The sequence below is a fragment of the Bartonella sp. CL434QHHD genome, assembly GCF_042195145.1.
Classification (GTDB): domain Bacteria; phylum Pseudomonadota; class Alphaproteobacteria; order Rhizobiales; family Rhizobiaceae; genus Bartonella.
The window spans coordinates 1-3,270 of the sequence record NZ_JBHINT010000023.1 but is presented as its reverse complement, the minus strand read 5'-3'; the positions used below and the strand labels follow the sequence as shown (position 1 = coordinate 3,270).

Annotated in this window: 2 pseudogenes; both read right to left on the bottom strand. The window is 40.6% G+C overall.

The window, feature by feature from the left end:
* Window positions 1-2,850: pseudogene (locus tag ACFILN_RS03780) on the bottom strand (hypothetical protein); the annotation flags it as partial.
* Window positions 2,831-3,270 (bottom strand): annotated as a pseudogene (locus ACFILN_RS09695) (hypothetical protein); the annotation flags it as partial. The pseudogenes ACFILN_RS03780 and ACFILN_RS09695, both read right to left, overlap by 20 nt.

Sequence of the window (3,270 nt, the reverse complement as noted above, 5' to 3'; positions counted from 1 at the left end):
TGCATCACCATTCATGTTTGAAATTGTGATTGCACTACCCTCTTTTTCACCACCTATCTTGATTACCTTCGTAGCATCATCTTGCTTAACAAGACTATCTCCTACAACTTTATTAATCTCATTCTGAAGCTCTTTATGAATATTCGTGAATGAATCACCAACACCAGCAAAGGCAGACGCAACATCATCATAGCTCTGCTCTTCAACGGCACTACCATCCTCATTAACAGTCTTAACTTTGAAACTTGGAGCTCTCCATTGACCTTCCTTATATTCAGCGCCACCACCTAAATAAGTTGCAACAGTCTTATTCGTCTCAAAAAGCTGTGAACCATTCACTGCATCACTTGAATCCGCAGAGATTGCACCATCTTCAAGAAACTTAATTTTGCTATTTTTTCTTTCCGATCCATCTCCATGCTTTGCTACAAAGGCTTTTTCCTTATCACTCCAAGATAAAGAATCCTGCGCTACTCCTTCAGAAACCTCTTTAATCCGTGCATTAACATTCTGAATATTCTCATCAAGCCCTGTAAACGCTGTATCTACACCACTAAAGGAAGCTTCTGTTACCTCACCTTCTGTAGAAACTTTAGATAATTTATAAGTCGGTCCTGTAAACGCACCATTATTAAACGCTGCATCACCGCCAAGAAACTTGGCTACATCTTGTGAGATCTTATTAAGCTGACCACCATTGATAACATCATGCGACTTTTCAGAAATTACACCATCTTTTACATTATGAAGTGCAACTGCTCCTGCATCCTTACCTTTACCTAAAGTCACACTCGTGTAATCAATGTCGCCATTATCACCATCTTTTTTATCGTAATGAACAACAGCTGAATCATCAGACTGAAGGCTGCTAGAAAGTTCCTTCAGACTTGCATCAAGCTGACCCTTGTTAACGGCATCATTATTATCTTTTGCATCCTCTACACCAGAAATAACCCGTTTCACACCGCTTTTGTTTGCAACATTAATTACAGTGCCATTTGTTTCCTTACCAACAGTGATAGGAGCCGTCTCATCATCCTGCTTGACAAGGCTTTCACTCACTACATTGGTTACATCATTATGAACATTCGTAATAGAACTCGCAACACCAGCAAATGCTTCCGATACACTATTGTAAACCTTTTCCTCACCAGCACTACCATCAGAATTGACAGTTTTAAGCTTGAAGGTGGGGGCAACCCATTCTCCATTCTCATAACTAGCGCCACCACCAAAATAGCTAGCAACCGTCCGATTGACTGAATAAAGCTGACTACCCGTTACAGCATCTGTTGATTTAGCGCTAATCTCACCATTTGCTAGAAACGTAATTCTACTGTTTTCTTGTGTCCTTACAGCTCTGCCTTTTTCTTCTTGCTTCTTCTCATGACGCGCTACAAACGCATGGGCAGTCTCGCTCCAATTCAAGGAATCCTGCGCTACCCCTTCAGAAACTTCTTTAATCCGTGCATTCACATTCTTGATATTATCATCAAGACCAGTAAATGCACTACCAACATTATCAAAAGAGCCGTTTGTTATATTACCATCTGCATCAACCTTCGATAACTTGTAGGTTGGTCCTGTAAACGTACCGCCAACAAATTTTGCATCGCCACCAAGAAACTTAGCTAAATCCTGAGAAATTGTGTTGATCTGACTACCATTAATCGCATCATTTGAATTATCAGCAATGGTACCATCTTTTACATTATGAAGTGCAACTGCTCCTGCATCCTTACCTTTACCTAAAGTCACACTGCTATAATCAGTTTTACCATCTGCCTGTTTATCGTAGAGAACAACAGCTGAATCATCAGACTGAAGACTGGTAGAAAGCTTCTCTAAACTTTTATCAAGCTGATCTTTATTAACAGCTTCATTACCTCTCACCGCTTCCTTCACACCGGAAAGCGTCCGATCTACTTTGTCCTTATTTGCAATATTGAGTTCTGTACCCTCTGCTTCTTTCCCAATAGTAATAACCTTCGTATCATCATCCTGCTTGGCAAGGCTATCACTCACTACATTCGTCACATCATTATGAACATTCGTGATAGAACTCGCAACACCAGCAAATGCTTCCGATACACTATTGTAGCTTTCCTCACTTTCTTTACCTTCCGCATCAACTTTCTTGATCACAAAACTTGGTGCTTTCCATTGTCCATCTTTATCATAACCTGCACCTCCACCAAAATAGGTCGCAAATGTCTGATTCATTGAATAAAGCTGATTGCCCGTGATCGCTTCTGTCGAACCTTTAGAAATTTCTCCATCTAATAGAAACTTTAATTTGCTGTTTTCTTGTTCCGCTATAACTTGACCATCTTTCTCTTTGTTCTTTACATGACGCGCCACAAAGGCATGCGCGTCATCGTTCCACAACAAAGCATTCTGCTCAATGGTCTGCGTAAGTTCATTGCTGTTCTTAGAAAGCTCATTATGAAGATCTGTCAGCGATGTATCAACACCGCTAAAGGCTGAACCAACATCATGATATGACTGACCACCAACAACATACGTCGGAAGATTACCTACAAGCACATCAGCACCACCACCTAAATAGCTCGATGTATTTTTAGAAACACTGTCTAGACTGGTAGTCACTGTCGTAACATTTTTATTAGTCGCAAATAACTGAGAGCCATTTACAACTTCTGTCGATTCTGCTGAAAGCACTCCTGCCTTAACACCTGAAAGTGTCCGGTCTTCTTTCTTACTGCTGGCAATATTGACTTCTGCACCTTCTACTTCTTTACCAATAGTAATAACCTTCGTCTCATCATCCTGCTTGGCAAGGCTATCACTCACTACATTCGTCACATCATTATGAACATTCGTGNCCAATAGTAATAACCTTCGTATCATCATCCTGCTTGGCAAGGCTATCACTCACTACATTCGTCACATCATTATGAACATTCGTGATAGAACTCGCAACACCAGCAAATGCTTCCGATACACTATTGTAAACCTTTTCCTCACCAGTACTACCATCTTCATTGATAGTTTTAAGCTTGAAGGTAGGGGCAACCCATTTTCCATTTTCATAGCCAGCGCCTCCACCAAAATACGTCGCAACTGTTTGATTCATTAAATAAAGTTGGTTGCCAGTAATCGCTTCTGTTGAACCTTTAGAAACTTCTCCATCTAAAAGAAACTTCAATTTGCTACTGCTTCCTTCCGTTCCATGCTTAGCTACAAACGCATTGGCTTCATTACTCCAATTCAAGGAATCCTGTGCGACTCCTTCAGAAACTTCCTTAA